Source organism: Alteromonas sp. H39, from assembly GCF_047556435.1.
Classification (GTDB): domain Bacteria; phylum Pseudomonadota; class Gammaproteobacteria; order Enterobacterales; family Alteromonadaceae; genus Alteromonas.
Genome location: NZ_CP180210.1, coordinates 752,768 through 770,529 on the forward strand (window position 1 = coordinate 752,768; position 17,762 = coordinate 770,529).

Genomic DNA, 17,762 nt, shown 5'->3' on the forward strand with positions numbered 1-17,762 from the left:
CAGGAACCTTTTCATGGATGAAAAACGTGTAACACTTAAAGGGAAGTTGTATCACCTCGCCCAGTTGCTTGAGGATTGTAATCTTACCCGCGATAACGCTCAACAGTTGAAATACGAACTTCTCACAACACTGTCGATGCTCGAATCGGTGCGGCATTTACAACCAGAAGAGCACTAAACCGAACCCGTGGCTTAATTTCGTAACATTGGTGCTGCCGTGAAGAATAAAAGCGGGTAGCGTCGTTCTCTGGCTATAATTAACGTTTGTGGCGAATTAAAAAACAAGCGTTGTGACGGGAACTTGGGAACACCGCGAGGGGAAATAAACGGAGAGACCATACCGTCTCTCCGACATAAGTTTATTCCGCTGAAACCGGCTCCAGGCCGCGGTTGATTTGCTCGATATCTTCATTTGTCAGCGTACCTGCGGCCTCTTTCAGGCCCACTACCGACTGGATGAAATCATAACGAGCTCCGGACAGATTTCTGCGGGCGTCGAACAGGTTTCGTGTGCTGTCCAGCACGTCCACAATGGTACGGGTACCTACATCAAAACCGGCTTCGGTTGCTTTCAGAGCGCTTTCGGCGGAAACAACCGCTTGTTCAAGCGCGCGAATGGTAGAGATAGCCGCTTTTACATCATTGTAGGAGCTGCGCACCGACTGCACCGTTTCACGGTACGTCTGTTCAGCTTGTTGACTTGCCGCTACGTACTGGAAGCGGGCCTGATCAGTCTGTGAACTAACACGCAACCCCTGAAAGATAGGTACGTTTAACTGCACGCCAATGCTGTAATCATCCAGCGAGGGCAGCGAAATATCGCGTCCCTGACTTTCAATATCGCTTTTGGTACGTCCTGCAGAGGCATTCAGTCCCAATGTTGGCAGGTGGCCGGAACGGGCGGCTGAAATATCTTCTTTGGCGATATCCATCGCCAGTTTATCGACTAACAGCGCCAGGTTTCTATCCTGCGCAGTTTCCAACCATGCCTCAACGGCATTTGGCGTAGGCACGGTGGCTGAGAATGTGCTGGTATCCAGACCATACAAGCGGTCATGGTATTTACCGGTAATCACACGCATGGCTTCCAGTGCAGACTCTAACTGGTTTTCCGCCTGAATTTCCTGGGCCACGGTATTATCGAAATTTGCCTGCGCTTCGTGAACGTCCGTGATGGCGGTTAACCCGACTTCAAAGCGCTGACGGGTTTGCTCTAACTGACGTTCAATGGCACGCTTTTCTGCTCGCACAAATTCCACATTGTCACGGGCACGAAGCACATTAAAATACGCCGTTACCACGCGCACTATAAGTTGCTGCATGGTGGCGGCATATTGCGCATCGCTTTGTTGCGCCACTTTCTCTGCACGATCCAGGCCCACCCAGTTAGCATGGTCATAAAGGGACATGTCCAGGTTCAGCCCGTATGAAAGGGTTTCAGAATCAGAGTCGATAATATTGATGGAGAGACTGCCATCATCATTTTGCGCAAAGTCAGTGCGCTCTGAGCTTCCCACCGTGTAGCCTACCGAGCCTGAAATTTGTGGTAACAGGTTTGCGCGGCTAATAGAGATACCTTCATAAGCAGCATCGCGCTGTGCTTTTGCTTGGTTTACCAGGGGATCATTGGCCAGGGCCTGTTGATAAACCTGTAATAAGTCATCGGCTAATGCGGATGAGGTGATTCCCATGCCAATCATCAGCGACAGTAGAGTTCGTTTCATGCTTGCGCCTTCCTGTTTGTAAAATTGTAGTCACTGGGACTGCTAATGGTTGAAAGTGTATGAAAATCAACTGCAAACCAACAGCCTAGAGTGGTAACAGTCCTTGTTCAACTGTAACAGAATATGTTTCCACACCGGTTTTGATTCAAAAATGCACCTGGACGGGCTTCTTGTGTTATCCAGAACAGAAAGCTGGAGCGCAGGGCACGCATTCACAACGGGCTTTCCAATCTGTACTATGCATCATAAATCTTTTACAGGCAAAAGTGACTGCAAATGAGCAAAGAAATCCCTGCATTTACCTCAAATGATGTGGAAATTACTGATGTTACTCCGGTGTATAATGGTTTTTTTAAAATGCAGCAATATACCTTTCGTCACAAACTCTTCGCTGGCGGGTGGAGTGACGACGTCAAACGCGAGATTTTTGAGCGAGGTCATGCCGTCGGGGTTTTGCCTTATGATCCCAGTCGCCAGGAGCTTGTCTTAATCGAGCAGGTAAGAATTGGGGCGCTGGCAACATCTTCAAGTCCTTGGCTTATCGAAATTATCGCCGGTATCATTGATAAAGGGGAAACGAAGGAATCGGTGTGCCACCGCGAAGCCATGGAGGAAGCTGGGATTACGTTGCAGCACCTGACGCCTGCCTGCAGTTATTTGTCCAGCCCGGGGGGCACCACGGAGCGTTTACACATTTATGTTGCCCAGACCGATGCGTCTACCGCAGAGGGGATCCATGGCCTGGAGGAGGAGTCAGAAGATATCCGTGTGCACCGGGTGGCAGAAAAAACTGCCCTTGAATGGCTGAAAAATGGCCATATTGACAACGCAGCGTCAATAATTGCGCTACAATGGTTTTTCTTACATAAATCCGAACTTATGGAGCAGTGGCAGTCACAGTGACTCAATCAACGCGCAAGTACGTCCCCCATTTACCCACCATGCAAGCGCTCGGTGAGCTGAACTATACGCATTTTATGCGTATCTTGCCTGACTGCGATACCGAAGAGCTGTGTTACCAGTTCCGCGTGGGAAAATCGTTGTGCTACGCCATTACAATCACTGACTCTGCGCGCTACACCAGCACATTAACGATTGAACAGCGTCATGCTTCAGCGCCGGCTTACTTAAAACCTGCCATGACGGTGCGGTTGTATCATGATGCCAGAATGGCTGAAGTGATAAGCAGTCAGAATACCGGCGCGTTTAAGCCCTCATACACTTATCCCAACAGCAAAATGCGCCAGCGCAACGAAAAGCACATGGTTAATGTCTTTTTGGCTGAATGGCTCGATTTTTGTCTTAAGCAAAAGCCGCAGGTGATGACCGAAGCGTGAAGCGTCTGATACAGATTAGCGATTGCCACTTGTTTGGGGAGCCGTCACATGAGGCGCATGACAACAACCCCGCAACATCACTGCAAGCGGTATTGTCGCTGTTAATGCAGGCGTCACCGGACATGCTGATAGTCACAGGCGATATTAGCGGCGATGATTCACCGCAAAGTTATCGTTTGTTCCTGTCTATGCTCACGGATACATTGGGCGATACACCGTGGTATGTGATACCCGGAAACCACGACGGGAATCCTTCGTTTGAAGCCTCGCTGGATCACAAGCAACTGCGTGCCGGCAGCCCAGTCAGCCTGGGCAACTGGGAAATTCACGGTATAGACACACGTTTTAAAGGCACGCTGGGGCATGCCAGCGCATCAGAATTGGACGCAGTAGCCAAGGCGATGCAAACACATCCACAACATCATCATTTGCTTGCTTTACATCATCATATCCTGCCTTCTGACAGCTGGATGGACAGGCATTGCCTGACCAACGCAAAAGAGGTGGCGCAATGGATAGTGCAGCAACCTGGATTGCGCGCGGCGCTTCATGGCCATATCCACACGCACTCTCACTACGACATTGCAGACTGTGCCATAATGGGCGTGCCTTCTACGTGCTGGCAATGGGCGATGCAGCCAGACTTTGGGGTAGACGACACACAACCCGGATACCGCGAGTTATTGCTGTCGGATGATGGAAACTGGACGACAACAATAAGGAGACTCTCTTGACACATGTGCTGTACCTTCATGGCTTTCTTAGTTCGCCACAATCCGTAAAAGCACAGGCGACCAGAGCCTGGTTTAAGACGCACCACCCGGATGTGACGCTTCACACACCGCAGCTCTCAAATTATCCGGCCAAAGTCAAAGCCCAGTTGCTCGACTTACTGGATGCGCAGCCCGCAATAAGAGAGGGTGGATTGAAGGTGATTGGCAGCTCAATGGGGGGCTTTCTGGCTACCTGGCTGGTGGAATCTTTTGGCGGTAAAGCGGTGTTGGTGAATCCGGCGGTCGCACCTTATGAGTTGCTTAAAGACTTTCTGGGTAAACACGTAAATCCGTACAGCGGCGAAGAGTTTGAACTGGTAGCCGACGACATGCAGTTTCTGCGTGATCTTGATTCAGCCGAAATTCGTCAGCCAGAGAGCTATCACGTGATGCTGCAAACCGGCGATGAAACGCTGGACTATCGCGAAGCGAAACAGAAATATAAGGCCAGTGCGCTGGTGGTGGAAGAGGGCGGCGACCACAGCTTTACTAACTACGAATCACATTTACCTGCCATTGCCACATTCTTACTTGGGAATTAAGCCTGGTTTTTTCGGGTAAGGTACATGCCGTTGGCGATCAGGTGTCATTGGCAAAATGCCACTGTTTATATATTGGTGCCGGTTTGTCTGACGGTAACCTCTGGCTGATATCTTTAAACTCAGCGCGTGGATAGCCATCAGATACCGGCGACACCAACCTGATCTTCTGACAGGTAGTACGTCTAACGTTTTTTAACCCTGTGATTTACATTCTAATTCGATGTATTTGTCAGCATTATCAGTGGGCTTTGTGCGGCTGGCGGTCTGGTTTCTCTTTCCGGAGTGAGTGGGGCATTGCCGGTATACCCAACCCCTGATAACATCGTCAAAGAAATGCCCTCTAACTGCGCGCAACCATAACGATAACTATGTCTAATCAATATAATTCTGATGCCATTGAGGTGTTAAACGGCCTGGAGCCTGTCAAACGACGTCCTGGCATGTATACCGATACCACCCGCCCGAATCACCTTGGGCAGGAAGTCATTGATAACTCTGTAGATGAAGCGCTGGCTGGTCATGCAACCAATATCAAAGTCGTATTGCATGAAGATCAGTCGCTGGAGGTCATCGACGATGGCCGGGGGATGCCGGTAGATATTCACCCGGAAGAGAAAATATCCGGGGTGGAGCTCATCATGAGCAAGCTTCATGCTGGCGGTAAATTCTCCAATAAAAATTACGAGTTTTCCGGTGGTCTTCACGGGGTAGGGATTTCGGTGGTCAATGCGTTATCGAACCGTGTTGAGGTGACCATACGACGCGACAGTAATGTCTACCAGATTGTCTTTGCCAACGGCGACAAAATTGAAGAACTGCAGGTTATTGACTCGTGCGGCAAACGTAATACCGGCACGCGAGTACATTTCTGGCCCGACCCTCAGTACTTTGATTCGGCAAAATTTTCGGTCAGTCGTTTAAAGCATAATTTGCGCGCCAAAGCAGTATTGTGTCCTGGCCTTCGCATTCGCTTTGATAACAAAATCGCGAAAGAGTCTGACGAGTGGTATTTCGAGGATGGGCTGCGAGATTATTTATATCAGGCCGTGGAGCAATATGAAACCGTGCCACAGGACGACCCGTTCGTTGGTACGTTCAGCGGCAACCATGAAGCGGCCGATTGGGCGGTAATGTGGCTGCCCGAAGGTGGCGAGCTGGTCACTGAAAGCTATGTGAACCTCATCCCCACAGCACAGGGCGGCACTCACGTAAACGGATTGCGTCAGGGGTTACTGGAATCGATGCGCGAGTTCTGTGAGTTCCGCAATTTGATGCCACGCGGTGTAAAATTATCGCCGGATGATATCTGGGACCGCTGTGCCTACATTCTATCAACGAAAATGCAGGATCCGCAGTTTGCAGGCCAGACCAAAGAGCGTTTATCTTCTCGTCAGGCATCGGCGTTTGTTTCCGGCGTAGTGAAAGATGCCTTCAGCCTGTGGCTGAATCAACACACTGACATTGCTGAAGCGCTCGCGGAAATGTGTATCAGTAATGCGCAGCGCCGTCTTCGTCAGAACAAAAAAGTCGCACGGAAAAAAGTTACGCAAGGGCCTGCATTACCCGGCAAACTCACAGACTGTTCATCTCAGGATATCTCGATGTCTGAGCTGTTCCTGGTGGAAGGGGATTCTGCCGGCGGGTCGGCGAAACAGGCACGCGATCGAGAATATCAGGCGATCATGCCGCTGCGCGGTAAAATTCTGAACAGCTGGGAGGTGGATTCTTCTCAGGTACTGGGGTCACAGGAGATACACGATATCTCGGTGGCGCTGGGAATTGATCCCGATTCAACCGATCTGAGTGGTCTGCGGTACGGCAAAATTTGTATTCTTGCCGATGCAGACTCTGACGGACTCCACATCGCAACTTTACTCTGTGCATTGTTCGTTAAACATTTCCGCACACTGGTCGATAATGGCCATGTGTATGTCGCCATGCCGCCACTTTTCAGAATTGATGTAGGAAAAGAAGTGTTCTACGCCTTGGATGAAGGTGAAAAACAGGGAATTCTGGACCGCATTGAAGCCGAGAAAAAGCGGGGCAAGGTGAATGTGCAGCGGTTTAAAGGTTTGGGGGAAATGAACCCGATCCAGTTGCGTGAAACCACCATGGATCCGAATACCCGCCGACTGGTACAGCTTACCTGCGATGACGCCGAGGATATGCTGGAGCTGATGGATATGCTACTGGCGAAAAAACGCTCTGGCGACAGAAAAACCTGGCTAGAGAGCAAAGGTAATATGGCTGAAGTCGTGTAGGCAGACTGCGCGGCTTATTTTTGTTTTCCGTGAGGTCCGGTACGCCTGACCTTGCAGTTATCCTCAACGAAAATAGTTCAACTCCGGCCTGTGATGCAGGGGCACATCGCTTCGCGCAGCCCACCGTGTAGGAGAATGTTCAGCTACCGCGGTTAAGCGTGAAACGTTTAATAGGCAAACTCTGCATTTTCAGGCACATTTGTGCATATAAACGGGTAAACCGAATTTGTTACTACGTAGTCGACTCTCACGCATTACAGGCAAGGTCGAAAAATAAGCGTGAAACGAGGCGATGGTACCTGGTAAGCAGCGCTATCGAAGCATGAAATTTACGCGCTCACACAGACATGCAGCGCTGTTTATTTTACGTTCAATTGTTTAATGTCACGTCTCAAAAAATTGTGCTAACGTCTCGTTTTAGACAAATGTCTAAAGCCGGTACAACGAATATGTTAAAGAAATAGTGAAAGGTCGAACAGACAAGATGGAAATGGACACCGAAAAGGCAGAAAAGCACTCCCAGAAAGCACCGTTTGTAGTAGGCGTGGGCTCTTCTGCTGGTGGTATTGAGGCACTTATAGGTCTGGTAGCGGGACTCCCCGATGACCTAAATGCATCGCTGATTGTTGCACAACACCTTTCACCCAGCCACAAAAGCCAGATGGCGGATATTCTTGCCCGTGAAACCACCTTCCCTGTCAAAGAAATTAGCCATGGGATGGTGGTAGAGAAAAACACGGTTTACGTAGGGCCTCCCGGGCATCACATTCTTTATCGCAATGGTACACTGCACCTTGAGACCGAGCCCGCTGAAATTGCGCCCAAGCCGGCGGTAAACTTACTGTTCGAGAGTCTGGCCGATGAGTTGGGAGACCACGCTATCGGGGTGGTGCTCTCCGGCACTGGCAACGATGGCGCCAGAGGGCTGAAAGCAATAAAAGGCGTCGGTGGGTTTGCGTTGGTGCAAGATCCGCGTTCCAGCAAATATGATGGTATGCCGCAGTCTGCGCTTGAAACGGTTGATGTCGATAAAATCCTGGAACCTGAAGATATTGGTCAGGAAATTGCGCATATCTCGCAAAACTTTGCTCGTAGTTTTTTTCCGCCATCGGAGGAGGCCAGAGCCGAGTTAATGTCAGCGCTTTACAATAAAATTCGTGAAGCGACAAAAATTGATTTCAGTTTTTATAAACAGTCGACCTTGTTACGGCGGGTAAACCGGCGTCTGATAGCCACCCAGAAGAATAGCCTTACCGAATACCTGGCCTACCTTGAGAAGCATCCGGAAGAAGTCACAGCACTGGCAAAAGAGCTGCTTATTTCGGTCACTGATTTTTTCCGCGATAAGCACGCGTTCAAAGCGATCAGGGGCTACATCGCGGACATTATTGAACGTAAAGGTGAAACGGATAACGTACGCGTGTGGGTGGCCGGGTGTGCCACCGGGGAAGAGGCCTATTCAATAGGAATTCTGTTTCTGGAAGAAATCGAAGTGCAGAGCAAAGCATGTAAACTTCAGATTTTTGCCACCGATATTGATGACCATGCGCTGGCTGTTGCTCGCAAAGGGGCTTACAGTCCCCATGCAGTAAACAGTCTTGATACCGAGTTGGTCGATAAGTACTTTAAGCTCACAAATTACGCGTACTATCCAAATAAAAAGCTGCGTGACTCAATAACATTTTCCCGTCAGGACATTACCCGCGATCCGCCATTTCTGCATGTCGATATGGTGTCTTTCCGTAACGTGTTGATCTATTTCAATAACGACCTGCAGCACCGTGTGTTGTCGCTGTTCCGTTACTCTCTGGTAGATGATGGCGTCCTGTTTTTAGGTAAATCCGAATCTATTGGTCTGAAAGAAGAGTTCTTTGTGCCATTGGACCGGCGCAGTCGCATCTTCAAGGTGAGCGAAAATACCAAGCCACCTGTTGTGCCTAAGATGTTGAAAAGCAGTATGCCCGCCCCTCGGGTGAAAGAAGCCGTAAGCAACAGCTATGAACGCATCTTTACTAATGCTGTGCTGGAAGAGTTTGGTCCTTCTATTCTCATAAATTCCCGCTTTTCGGTGCTTCACTCTTATGGCCGGTTGAAGCCTTTTATTAATTTCCCTTCTGGAGTACCAGAGCTAAATCTGTCCAAACTGATTACGCCAGAGTTCTCCGCAGAATTGATTTCTGCAATGAACAAAGCAAAGCGTACCGGTGATATATCGTTAAGTCGCAGTCGTAAGGTCGAGGCGGATCACCAGCGCCCCTGGATGCTGGCCGTGATCCCATTGGAAAAACGGGATGCAGAGCATTATCTGATTAACTTCCGGGAGGCAGAGTCCGCCACACCGGTAGAAGATAACAGTGATTATGATACAGATAATGCCGATGTCGCCGAGCTGATAGCGGCGAGAGAACAGCTACAAACGCTGACGGAGGAAATGGCAGCCTCCGCTGAGGAAATGCAGGCGCTGAACGAAGAGGTGCAGGCCGCCAACGAAGAGCTGCAGGCGAATAATGAGGAGCTTGAAGCCACGAATGAAGAGCTTCAGGCAACCAATGAAGAGCTCATCAGCGTAAACGAAGAAAGTATGAAAAAGTCGTCAGAAGTGGCGGCTATCAATAATGAGCTGGAAAGTGTTTACAATACCCTGGATTTCCCGATCCTGGTGTTTGATACCGATTTACGCCTGAACCGAACTAATGATGCGGCAAACCGGCGTTTCCACTTAAATAATGGCTCTTATCAGCGCATGTTTGGGGACCTGAACCTGCCGGATTATTTTGAAGATATCGGGCGACGCATCGGCAATACGCTGCAGACTGGCGCGAAAACCAACATTGTTATAAAGCCAACATCCTCAGAAACTTACAACGTATTCGTTACCCCAGTTTTTAATAATCGACACCGGATCACCGGCGCGATACTGGTCATTATTGATAATTCTGAATTGGTTATGGCGCATGAGCGCATTGAAAAGAGCCAGGAACAACTGTTATCAATAATGAATAACTCGCTCGCTGTCGTGGCGTTGAAAGACAACTCCGGGCGCTATGAATTTGTGAACGCGCGTTTTGAAGACATTTTCGGCGTGGAAGCAAAAGATGTATTAGGCAAGACCGATTTACAGTTATTCGAGCGAGACGTGGCAATCAGTTTCCGTGAAAAAGATCTCGATACCATGCGGACGCTGACACCTATCAAAACGGTGGATGATTTCGATTTAGGCAGGGGCCGCATCGTGCTGGAAAGTGTCCGCTTTCCGATTTTTGACGCCGAAGGAACTATCAAATCTATCTGTACGCAGGCCACTGATATCACTAAAAACCGTCATGCTAACGAGCAGTTAAAACTGGCGGGTAAGCTGTTTGATAGGGTGGGTGAGGCTATCCTGATTACGGATAAAGACGAAACAATTATCACCAGTAATGACGCTTTTACTGAGTTTACGGGATACTCACTTAGCGACATTATTGGTAAAAAGCCAACGTTACTGGCGTCTGGACAGCATACTGACGAGTTCTACGACAACATGCTCAATACCCTGGAAGAAAAAGGGTATTGGCAGGGTGAAATTATCAATCAGCATAAAAACGGTCAGGAAATCCCAATGTGGGTGACGATCAATAAAGTGCGTGATGCCGATGGTGAACACCAGAATTACGTAGCGACTTATAGCGATGTTAATGAAATCAAGGGCGTACAGAAAAAAATAGAATTCCTGGCTACTCATGATGAACTGACCAAGCTGCCAAATCGCAGTGTCATGACTGAGCGTCTGAACTTTATGATCAGCAATGCCAGCCGTGCCGGAGCGCGCTGTGGTGTGATGTTCATTGACCTGGATGACTTTAAGCAGGTGAATGATAACCTGGGTCATAATGTGGGAGACGCATTATTAAAACAGGTGACCCGGCGATTACAAACCTGCACCCGCGATACTGATATGCTGGCCCGGTTAGGAGGCGATGAATTTGTTGCCCTGATACCTGCTAACGATCTCAGTGAAGTGGACGATGTGGCAAAGCGCATCATAGAGCTTATCGATATGCCATTCGATATTCACGAGCATGAGCTTCGGATTTCAGCAAGTGTGGGCATCGCCGTGTATCCAAACGATGGTGAAAACCATCAGTCTTTGCTGAAACATGCTGACGAGGCGATGTACATCGCCAAGAAAAAAGGACGCAACCAGTACCAATATTTTACTCAGCAGATGAAAGATGAGGCTGACAAACGCGTTAAGGTTGAAGAGGCAATACGAGGTGCGTTATCCAATGACAGTTTCGAAGTATTACTGCAGCCACAGGTAGAAGTACTGACTGGCGTAGTCGTTGGGGCTGAAGCGCTGTTGCGCAGTGATGATGACATACTGAAGTCATTACCAGCCTCACAGTTGATTGAAATTGCAGAGAAAAGTAAGCTCATTGATAGTGTAGGCATGCTGGCGCTGGAGAAGGTGATTCAGCTTGTTGCACGAAAAGACAGTGACGGTATCGAGTTGCCGCAGATATCAGTTAATATTTCTACGAAGCAATTAAAGCAGGCTGACTTCGCATCCGGCGTGGCTGACATGCTGAAAACGCATAAAGTGCCGTCCAGCGCGATTAAATTTGAGATAGCAGAGAACGCACTGCTCAATCGCATGGAGAAGATCAAAGGTACATTGCAAGAGTTGTCCGATATGGGAATTGAGCTCAGTGTCGACGACTTTGCTTTAAATCAGTCTTCACTTATTTACCTACGCAAGCTTCGTATTAATGAAATCAAGATAGATCGTGACTTTATAAAGAATATTGCAGAGGACGACGATAGTCGTGTGTTAACTCAGGCATTTATTAAAATGGGGGCTGCGATGGGGTTGAAAGTGGTTGCAGAAGGCGTCGAGGAGGAAAGGCAGTTTACCATTTTGAAGGAGTCAGAATGTGAGATTGCTCAAGGCTATTACTTCAATGAGCCCATGTCGCCGGACGCGTTTATGGATTTGCTTAAAAAATCACGTAACCCGTCAACATGAGTGATGCCAAGCACGCTCAGTTGAGCAGCACAGATATTGTTGCTAACTGTGAAAAGGAACAGCTCCATTTAAGCGGACAAATACAAAACTTTGGCGCGCTCTTGGTGGCAGATAGCGAATCAATGCAGATCCGCTATGTCAGTGACAATACTAATGACATTTTGGGTATCAAGGCCGAAACACTTGTGGGTCAGTCACTTTCAGAGCAAACCTGGTTCGATACAGCACTGTGCTCTGAGGTTGGAAGAAGTGAAGGTGCTCGTGTATGCCGGTTTGATCACCGCATCGGGAGCAAAAAGGTCAATCTGCGGGTTTTGCGTGGAGAGAATACCTTTGTCGTAGAAGCTGAACCAGTGAATCTGCAGGGGAGCAACTGGTCCTTGTCTGAACTCAGAGCGATACTTTACCCTCCCACGCATACCGAATGGAAAGCAAAAGATTACTGGGAGAAGTTGCTCACCGCCATTTCGTCAGTCTTGCCCTTTCATCGTTTGCTGCTTTATCGGTTTGAAGATGACTGGACAGGCGAGGTGATTTCAGAGCACGCAAGAAAGGATGATGTTGAGTACCTTGGCCTCAAGTTCCCAGCGTCAGATATTCCTCAGATTGCACGCAAGATGTACTTTGAAAACCCCTCACGGCTAATTGACCATGTTGATCAGCCGCCGGTAGACATTCTGGGTGACAGTGATACTCCCCCCGACCTGACGTGGTCTGACCTGCGTAGCGTGTCACCGGTTCACGCCCAGTATCTTAGGAACATGGGCATAACGACATCCTTCTCTATACCGGTGATACTTTCAGGAAATTTGTGGGGGATTGTGTCGTGTCATCATCCATCGCATCTGCATGTTGATGCACAAAGCCGTTACCAGTCTGAACAGCTTGTTAAACATTTCTGCTCGATTTATGCCACTTTTCTGTCACGTCAGCGCCTGTCACTGTTGTCGACAATCGACGACAAGATTAACAGTATTACCGCGCAGATGTCGTTACTTGATGGTTCGGGCGAGGCGTTGACTCTGCTACTGAATGAAACGACGGTAACCTGCAGCGGCACCTTTTCAGCGGTAGTCATGAATGGCAGCTGGACCTGTTCTACCGGTGATGCAGATATTCCACTGCTAAACAAAATCGACAAGTATTTTCGACAAGACACCTCAGATTATATCCTCAGTAATACCAATATTCGCTTATTGCAAGGTCTGGAGGCCATAGACGAAGGGGATGTCAGAGGCGTGATGGTGATAAAGCTGGATCATTCACGCGATAATACCCGATTATACATTTTTCGCAGACCGGAAAAGCAATTAGTAGAGTGGGCCGGTAACCCTGACAAGAGCAAAGCTCAAGTGAGTGAAACCGGCTCGTTGTCTCCCCGCCAGTCGTTTGAAAAATGGACAGAAGTGAAAGGAGAGGCATCGTTACCCTGGTCTAAGTCTGACTTTCTGTTTGCGAAGAAAGCGCGCGTAGGCCTGATGCGATTCTTCAATCAGATTCGCAGTAACCACGTCTAAGACCAAGTGCACAACACGTCTGGGATAGCTATGACACTAACAACAACTGTCACGTCTGCAACTCGCGTTATTTTGTTCGATCACGACGGCACACTCATCGATTCTGAAGCGACACATTTTCAGCTGTGGCAAGAGGTGCTTTCCCCGTACGGGATAACGCTGGACGAAAATTTTTACTGTGCAGAAATGGCCGGGATACCGGTAAACCAGAACGCGAAAGATGTGGTCAGACACTTTGCAATGGATGTGAACCCGCAGGTGCTTGCCAATGCCAAGCACGCCAAAACCAGGGGGTTCTTGCAGTCTCAGGCGTTCCCGCTAATGCCTTATGCGAAAGAAGCCCTGGCGGCGTGTGCAGAGGCCGGGTATACATTGGGAATTGTTACCGGTGGGAGCGGGCTGTCGGTACAACGAACGCTTAAAGCGTATGGCTTCGAACAATGGATCCAGGTCGTAGTCGCGGCAGAAGACGTTGAGCAAAGCAAGCCTGCACCTGATTGTTACCTGAAGGCGGCTGCGCAACTCGGCGCGAATAGCCAACACTGTATCGCCGTGGAAGATACGCAACATGGCCTGGAAGCTGCTGTGAATGCGGGAATGCGCTGTGTCGTCGTGCCAACATCGCATTCAGAAAAGCACGATTTTAGTAGTGCAACCTCACGTTACAACTCACTTCGAGAATGGGTTGAGGCGGAGATACGTTCGCAGTAACCGTTTGAAAAAAGAACTTTTATACGCTTAACGGGTCTACAGCCTCGATGTAGACGTTGCAAATTTTATGCTCATGACAAAAAATACCCCTTATTCGCCTGACTCCCGGACACTGCTTCAATGATTTTTCGCACGCTACTTGCTGTTATGGCGTTGCTGTTCGTTCTGTTGGTGACAGCGGTTTTATTTATTGTCGAGAAAGATCCCCTGGTCAATGCGTCTGCCCCGGAACAGGTAAATAATGCCGAAACGGTAAATGCATTACTGGCGCAGCTGGAGCGCAGTTTGAAAGACCGCCACCAAAGCCAGCAACTGACCATCACCGAGTCGCAATTTGATTCTCTTGTTGGCTTTGTTCAACGTGCCACTTCAGACTTTCGCGGCCAGGTGAATATAACCCCTGAGGTTAGCGCTATTTATCTTACCTTGGCACTGCCTTACACCCGCGGACACGGCTTCCTGAACGTAAGCATTGCGGTGTTACCCGGAGACAGGTTGATTATTGATAAAGTTAGCCTGGGGGATCTTACGCTTCCCGGATCGCTGGCTATTGGTATCGCCGAATGGCTGGTAAACACCTGGACCCAAAGTGATATTGCCACCTATGCACGCGCCCAGGTCGAGCAGGTGTCGATGACCCATGATGATGTGACGCTGAGTCTTGCGCCCCTTGATGGCTTATTAAAACGTCTTAATGAGGTGAAGAACGGGTTAACGGTGGAACAGGATACCGAATTACGCGATCTGACTGCGTATTATCTGCGTTATATTTCCTGGCAGGATTTGTCCATTGATACACAGTCGCACTCTCTTGCTGACTATTTGCAACTGACGTTGGCACGGGCTGCACAGCGCAGCACATCTGACACCGCGGTGTTGCATAATAAGGCTGCTATTCTTGCTCTTGCCGTATTTGTTGGTCATCATCGTATTGCGAATTTTGTTGGCGATATTCAACCGGACGCCGAGCGCGCGCTAAAGCCTGCCAAACCAGCACTCCTTCGTGGCCGCGAAGATCTGGCTCGACATTTTATCATTTCTGCCGCGCTGAAGTTATTGTCTGAGCAGGGGGTATCTCTGGCCATCGGCGAGTTTAAAGAACTGATGGACAGGGCGATGGGAGGCAGTGGGTATAGTTTTGTCGACCTCGCTGCTGATATGGCAGGCGTCGAGTTTGCCGCGGTAGCTACCGATCCCGATAAAGCGGCAGAGGTGCAGCACCTGATTGGTTCTGTGAGTAATGAAGATTTATTTATGCCACCTGTAGAAGGACTGCCGGAAGGACTGAGTAAGCGTAAATTCGAAGAGGTTTACGGTCGGGTAGACAGCGACAAGTACCTTCAGGAAGTCAATGAAATAAAACAGCGCCTTAAGGCTATGGCTCTTTACGCTGACTCGCGAGGCGAACAAAGCCACATCGAGTAGCCGCGTTGAAAGCCCAGGAGTATCGACCGACTCCTGACAGGCAGAACACTGCGTAAATTGGCGATGTAAAAGTCATCGAGCAGCGCGCTACCGGGCGCTTTGCTCGTTGTAATGATTATGCATATACGGCTTTCAGAGCCACAAAAAGCTTCATAATGCGCTGACATATGCAGCGCCAGGGCCAGACCGAAATAGTCTTATCCTTTATTCAGTGTGGCCTGAAAATGAGCCAGTGTAGTCAGCATCATTTCTATCTTTTTCACCAGATCTGGTAGGGCGACTTTGGCCTCGTCTTCATTCGTTTCTTTGAGTGCCTGCCAGTCGCGGGTTACTTCTTCAACATAAGGGCCAAACCGCTTGGCTTGTGTACTAAACCCGGCTTCTGCAGGAAAAATCGCGGCAAATTTGCCTTTTTGGTCTTGCTGAAGGCGGTCAAGCGCCTGATCGGCATCAATGGATTTGCGATACAATGTTTGAATGGTGTCCTGAAGCTGTTGATGAATTTCTTGCATGCGATTCCTGAAATATGAAAAAAAATCTAAAGATTGTTTAGTGCCTGTCGATAACAGGAGAAGTGGGCAATTCTGCCTACTTTTTAACTTTGCGACAAGCAACAAAGGAAACTGGTATGGATCTACAAGGTGCAAACACCTCTGGAACGTCCGGTGCGTCACTTGAGTTGGCTTCTCTTAAAATGGCTAAAAACCAGCAAAAACAAGAGGGACAAGCGACGCTTCAGCTGCTGGAATCAGCCGCTGACGTACCAAAAAGCACTTCGGCAAATCCTGCGATAGGTGCCAACATTAATACCTTCGCGTAAATTACGGGTGCAGACGTAAGTCTATTGGCGTTTTGCCAGGCTGGCCGCCGATTTCTCTGACGAGTTTCGGGACCAGAAAACCTGGCAGACGTCTTATCACGTCGCGCATCAGTACAGTCGCGTCTTCATCATCCACAAAGAAATGTCCGGCACCCTGCACTTTGTCCAGTACATGCAGGTAATAGGGTAAAATTCCCGCTTCGAACACGGCTTCATTCAGCGCCACCTGCGAGTCAGGCGTATCATTGATTCCCTTAAGCAATACCGCTTGGTTGAGTAGGGTGACTCCCGCTTGTTGTAATGGCAGTAAGCGCGCACGCAAAGAGTCGCTGACTTCATTGGCGTGGTTAATATGTAACACCATGAGGCGCTGCAGTGGCAGGTTGGTAAACCAGCTTACAAACTCGTCATCGATTCGCTCGGGAAGCACTACGGGTAACCGCGTGTGAATGCGTAAACGTTTTACGTGCGGGATGTTGGCAATTTCTTCTGCCAGCCACTTAAGTTGGGCGTCTTTGGCCATTAGCGGATCGCCGCCTGAAAAAATCACTTCATTTATTTCGTTGTGGGCTCGCAGATACGTCAGCGTTTCTTCCCACTGTGACCGGCTTACGCTGTTATCGGCATAAGGAAAGTGGCGGCGAAAACAATATCGGCAATTTACCGCGCATCCACCACGCACAATCAGCAGTGCCCGGCTTTCATATTTGTGCAACAGTCCACGCGCGGCGGTATCGTGCTCCTCCAGCGGATCCTCACTAAATCCCGGTGTTACTACAAACTCGTCCTTTAGTGGCATAACCTGCTTAAACAGCGGGTCGTTCGGGTTGCCTTTTTCCATCAGCGCAGCGAAATGCCGGGGCACGCGCATGGGAAATAACCGCCTCGCTTTGCTATCCTCGTGATAGGCGTTGACGGGCAATTGCAGGTAGCTGAGCAGGTCTTCGGGGTTGGTGAAACTAAAAGCCAACTCTTTTTGCCAGTTATGCTCTACAGCAATCGCTTTTTTAGGTATTATTTGCGTCACTTTGTATTTTGCACCTTATGTTTTATCAGAGGATCTATGGCTAATTACAGCACTAACGAGTTCAAAGGCGGCCTGAAAATCATGCTGGATGGCGAACCGTGTAACATTCTGGAAAATGAATACGTAAAGCCGGGCAAGGGCCAGGCGTTCAACCGGGTTAAAATTCGCAAACTGATTTCAGGCAAAGTGCTTGAAAAAACGTTCCGTTCAGGTGAAAGCGTAGAAAGCGCGGATGTCATGGACACCGAGCTTGCCTATCTGTACACCGACGGCGAATTCTACCACTTTATGAATAACGAAACATTCGAACAAATCGCTGCGGATGAAAAAGCCGTGGGTGATTCCGTAAAGTGGCTGGTAGAGAATGATGTATGTACCATCACACTGTGGAATGGCTCTCCAATTACCGTGACGCCACCTAACTTTGTGGAGTTGGAAATTACGGAAACCGATCCGGGTCTGAAAGGCGATACTGCGGGCACCGGCGGCAAGCCAGCAAAACTTAGCACTGGCGCCGTAGTGCGTGTCCCCTTGTTCGTGCAAACCGGCGAAGTTATCAAGGTCGATACCCGCTCTGGCGAATACGTGTCACGCGTACAAAAATAAGTGAATAGCGT

General features: G+C 49.1%; 15 protein-coding genes. 12 read left to right on the plus strand and 3 right to left on the minus strand.

The genetic code is table 11. The features are described from left to right. Nucleotides 1-13 precede the first annotated feature (13 nt). Entirely contained in the window at nt 14-178 is a 165-nt protein-coding gene (locus ACLBLI_RS03190) for a hypothetical protein (protein WP_414829719.1), read from the plus strand. 181 nt (nt 179-359) lie between these two features. Here the strand turns inward: ACLBLI_RS03190 and tolC are convergent, their stop codons facing one another. Next, nucleotides 360-1,724 (minus strand): outer membrane channel protein TolC, encoded by a 1,365-nt coding sequence (gene tolC, locus ACLBLI_RS03195; RefSeq protein WP_414829720.1) that lies wholly within the window; start codon nt 1,722-1,724, stop codon nt 360-362. Nucleotides 1,725-2,000: 276 nt separating this feature from the next. Here tolC and nudF point away from each other — a divergent pair, with 276 nt between their 5' ends. From nudF to ACLBLI_RS03240, 9 genes are all read left to right on the plus strand, one after another. After that, nucleotides 2,001-2,627, plus strand: a complete 627-nt coding sequence (gene nudF / locus ACLBLI_RS03200) for an ADP-ribose diphosphatase (protein ID WP_414829721.1) — start codon at nt 2,001-2,003, stop codon at nt 2,625-2,627. Between the two features lie 38 nt (nt 2,628-2,665). Continuing rightward, nucleotides 2,666-3,061, plus strand: coding sequence for a DUF1249 domain-containing protein (locus ACLBLI_RS03205; protein WP_414830893.1), 396 nt, complete (start codon nt 2,666-2,668; stop codon nt 3,059-3,061). Continuing rightward, nucleotides 3,058-3,795, plus strand: coding sequence for a metallophosphoesterase family protein (locus ACLBLI_RS03210; protein ID WP_414829722.1), 738 nt, complete (start codon nt 3,058-3,060; stop codon nt 3,793-3,795). Before ACLBLI_RS03205 ends, ACLBLI_RS03210 begins: the two co-directional genes overlap by 4 nt. Continuing rightward, on the plus strand, nt 3,792-4,376 hold the full coding sequence (locus ACLBLI_RS03215) for a YqiA/YcfP family alpha/beta fold hydrolase (RefSeq protein ID WP_414829723.1): 585 nt from the start codon (nt 3,792-3,794) through the stop codon (nt 4,374-4,376). The genes ACLBLI_RS03210 and ACLBLI_RS03215 overlap by 4 nt, the downstream gene beginning before the upstream one ends. Nucleotides 4,377-4,744: 368 nt before the next feature. Then, on the plus strand, nt 4,745-6,637 hold the full coding sequence (parE, locus tag ACLBLI_RS03220; RefSeq protein WP_414829724.1) for a DNA topoisomerase IV subunit B: 1,893 nt from the start codon (nt 4,745-4,747) through the stop codon (nt 6,635-6,637). A 463-nt stretch (nt 6,638-7,100) separates the two neighbouring features. Further along, nucleotides 7,101-11,645 carry an EAL domain-containing protein gene (locus ACLBLI_RS03225; protein WP_414829725.1) on the plus strand — a complete coding sequence of 1,515 codons (4,545 nt, stop codon included), beginning with the start codon at nt 7,101-7,103 and terminating at the stop codon, nt 11,643-11,645. Then, nucleotides 11,642-13,162: a GAF domain-containing protein gene (locus tag ACLBLI_RS03230; protein WP_414829726.1), complete on the plus strand. Its 1,521-nt coding sequence runs from the start codon at nt 11,642-11,644 to the stop codon at nt 13,160-13,162. The genes ACLBLI_RS03225 and ACLBLI_RS03230 overlap by 4 nt, the downstream gene beginning before the upstream one ends. Nucleotides 13,163-13,192: 30 nt before the next feature. Beyond that, a complete protein-coding gene (locus tag ACLBLI_RS03235) occupies nt 13,193-13,873 on the plus strand; it encodes an HAD family hydrolase (RefSeq protein ID WP_414829727.1) in 681 nt (226 codons plus the stop codon). 120 nt (nt 13,874-13,993) lie between these two features. Then, nucleotides 13,994-15,298: a hypothetical protein gene (locus ACLBLI_RS03240; protein ID WP_414829728.1), complete on the plus strand. Its 1,305-nt coding sequence runs from the start codon at nt 13,994-13,996 to the stop codon at nt 15,296-15,298. A gap of 197 nt (nt 15,299-15,495) precedes the next feature. Here the strand turns inward: ACLBLI_RS03240 and ACLBLI_RS03245 are convergent, their stop codons facing one another. After that, nucleotides 15,496-15,810: a hypothetical protein gene (locus ACLBLI_RS03245; protein ID WP_414829729.1), complete on the minus strand. Its 315-nt coding sequence runs from the start codon at nt 15,808-15,810 to the stop codon at nt 15,496-15,498. A 116-nt stretch (nt 15,811-15,926) separates the two neighbouring features. Between ACLBLI_RS03245 and ACLBLI_RS03250 the strand changes: the two genes are divergently transcribed. Next, the gene (locus ACLBLI_RS03250) at nt 15,927-16,118 is read left to right on the plus strand and encodes a hypothetical protein (protein ID WP_414829730.1); all 192 of its coding nucleotides are present in this window, start codon (nt 15,927-15,929) and stop codon (nt 16,116-16,118) included. A 1-nt stretch (nt 16,119) separates the two neighbouring features. Here the strand turns inward: ACLBLI_RS03250 and epmB are convergent, their stop codons facing one another. Next, nucleotides 16,120-17,145, minus strand: a complete 1,026-nt coding sequence (gene epmB, locus ACLBLI_RS03255; RefSeq protein ID WP_414829731.1) for an EF-P beta-lysylation protein EpmB — start codon at nt 17,143-17,145, stop codon at nt 16,120-16,122. Nucleotides 17,146-17,181: 36 nt separating this feature from the next. On the opposite strand from epmB, the gene efp reads away from it, so the two are divergent. Then, complete coding sequence (gene efp, locus ACLBLI_RS03260; RefSeq protein ID WP_414829732.1) at nt 17,182-17,751, plus strand: elongation factor P; 570 nt, start codon at nt 17,182-17,184, stop codon at nt 17,749-17,751. Nucleotides 17,752-17,762: the final 11 nt, after the last annotated feature.

Excerpts from the sequence above, each read along its gene's own strand:
- ACLBLI_RS03190 (WP_414829719.1), top strand. The coding sequence starts at position 14 with ATGGATGAAAAACGTGTAACACTTAAAGGGAAGTTGTATCACCTCGCC.
- tolC (WP_414829720.1), bottom strand. The coding sequence starts at position 1,724 with ATGAAACGAACTCTACTGTCGCTGATGATTGGCATGGGAATCACCTCA.
- nudF (WP_414829721.1), top strand. The coding sequence starts at position 2,001 with ATGAGCAAAGAAATCCCTGCATTTACCTCAAATGATGTGGAAATTACT.
- ACLBLI_RS03205 (WP_414830893.1), top strand. The coding sequence starts at position 2,666 with ATGCAAGCGCTCGGTGAGCTGAACTATACGCATTTTATGCGTATCTTG.
- parE (WP_414829724.1), top strand. The coding sequence starts at position 4,745 with ATGTCTAATCAATATAATTCTGATGCCATTGAGGTGTTAAACGGCCTG.
- ACLBLI_RS03230 (WP_414829726.1), top strand. The coding sequence starts at position 11,642 with ATGAGTGATGCCAAGCACGCTCAGTTGAGCAGCACAGATATTGTTGCT.
- ACLBLI_RS03235 (WP_414829727.1), top strand. The coding sequence starts at position 13,193 with ATGACACTAACAACAACTGTCACGTCTGCAACTCGCGTTATTTTGTTC.
- ACLBLI_RS03240 (WP_414829728.1), top strand. The coding sequence starts at position 13,994 with ATGATTTTTCGCACGCTACTTGCTGTTATGGCGTTGCTGTTCGTTCTG.
- ACLBLI_RS03245 (WP_414829729.1), bottom strand. The coding sequence starts at position 15,810 with ATGCAAGAAATTCATCAACAGCTTCAGGACACCATTCAAACATTGTAT.
- ACLBLI_RS03250 (WP_414829730.1), top strand. The coding sequence starts at position 15,927 with ATGGATCTACAAGGTGCAAACACCTCTGGAACGTCCGGTGCGTCACTT.
- efp (WP_414829732.1), top strand. The coding sequence starts at position 17,182 with ATGGCTAATTACAGCACTAACGAGTTCAAAGGCGGCCTGAAAATCATG.